This window comes from Marinobacter sp. C1S70, assembly GCF_000475355.1.
GTDB lineage: Bacteria > Pseudomonadota > Gammaproteobacteria > Pseudomonadales > Oleiphilaceae > Marinobacter > Marinobacter nauticus.
In genome coordinates, this window is sequence record NZ_AXBW01000100.1 from 1 (window position 1) to 1,604 (window position 1,604).

At 54.7% G+C, this 1,604-nt stretch carries 1 protein-coding gene; it reads right to left on the bottom strand.

Going from position 1 to position 1,604, the window contains the following annotated elements:
• Window positions 1-125: 125 nt before the first annotated feature.
• On the bottom strand, window positions 126-1,538 hold the full coding sequence (locus Q669_RS19010) for an IS1182 family transposase (RefSeq protein ID WP_022993516.1): 1,413 nt from the start codon (window positions 1,536-1,538) through the stop codon (window positions 126-128).
• Window positions 1,539-1,604: the final 66 nt, after the last annotated feature.

Consider the following 1,604-nt stretch of genomic DNA (forward strand, 5'->3'; position numbering starts at 1 on the left):
GAGGCTGTGTAAAAACACGATTTACATAGCTTCTGAGCAGGCCCACAAAATGCCTCGGACATCGTCCGGGGCATTTTTGCTTTCAATCAGCCTATATTTACAGGCAATAAAGAGGCCTAAGCGCCTCAAGCCAGCCTTGCCAGCATCCCCTTCACGCCCAGCACGTTGATCGCCCGCATCAGGTTGTAACTCAGCACCCCCAGACTGTATTCACTACTGGCAGAACTCAGACCCCAGCAGGTAAATCTCCCTTTATTCAGCATTCTCTTGAGTGTAGCGAAGGTCGGCTCAACGGTAGCCATCCGACGGATCATCCGCTCAGGTGTGGCGGCGTTCGTTGCTTTCTCCAGAGCCTCTTCATTGAAGTGGCGTGTGACCCAGCGTCGATCCGCCTTGGTGCATTGGCTCTGGAGCGGGCATTGATTGCAGCCTGAGCGTGCGTACAGATGCAGACGATCCTTGTTGCTCACCGTCTTGTGAGGCAGCCGCTCTCCAGCAGGGCAGAGGTAAGCGTCCTGTTCGGGCAAATAGGTGAAGTCACGTTTCTGGAAGTACTCGCCGTTTCCCTGATTGTTGACCGCCCGGTTCGATGGCACTGCCACATCGTACCCAGAAGACTGAAGCTCTTTGATCTGCTGACCGTTGGAGTAGCCGGCATCGGCAACGAGGGTTTCTAGTCTGCCCTCCAGTACATCATGGGTCTCTTGGGCGATCGGTTTCAGTTGCTGGTTATCGCTACCTGCCTGTGTCAGGTCGTGGTGAACGATCAGTTGGTATTCCTCGTCAACGGCATTCTGCGCGTTGTAGCCCACCACCGTGCCTTCCCGGCCAGATTTCATCAGCTTGGCGTCCGGCTCTGTACGACAGAGCTGAGTCTTGTCCTCATCGACCAGCGTCTTCAGCTCATCCTGCAGTTCCGCCTTGTGGGTTTCCAGATAAGCCAAGGCTTCGGATACTTTGTCACGGTTCAGATCGGCGTCATCACCTTGTTCCGATGCCGCCAGCTGAGCGAGATAACGATCAATTTTCTGATCCAGCTTGCCCAGCTGCTTCTCCAGCTGCTTGCGGGTAACAGCCTGGTCTTTACTGGCGGCCGCTTTGAACTTGCTGCCATCAATCGCCACCAACTGGCCACTGACCAGTCCTGCCTGTTTGCAGAACACAATGAACTGCCGGCACACCTTCTTGACCGCGTCACCGTTATCTTTACGGAAGTCCGCGATGGTTTTGAAATCCGGTGCCAGCTGCTTCATCAGCCAGAGCACTTCCAGGTTGCGATGACATTCTTTTTCCAGCCGTCGGGTACTGCTGGTCTGGTTGAGGTAGGCGTAGATATAAAGCTTGAGCAAATCGCCGGGGTGGTAAGGGCGGCGGCCGGTATGAGCCGTCTGAGCTTTCCTGAACCCCATCTCTGACAAATTCAGTGAATCCACAAACGCATCAATGACGCGAACCGGGTGATCTTCGGGGACATAATCTTCAACGCTGGGTGGGAGCAACAGCGCCTGACTTCGAGGGGTGCCGTCAAGATGCCTCATAAAAAATAACCGCGAGCCATGTCGCGGTTATTTTGCCAGCTTCGGAGGCTGTTTTCACACAGCCTC

Excerpts from the sequence above, each read along its gene's own strand:
- Q669_RS19010 (WP_022993516.1), bottom strand. The coding sequence starts at position 1,538 with ATGAGGCATCTTGACGGCACCCCTCGAAGTCAGGCGCTGTTGCTCCCA.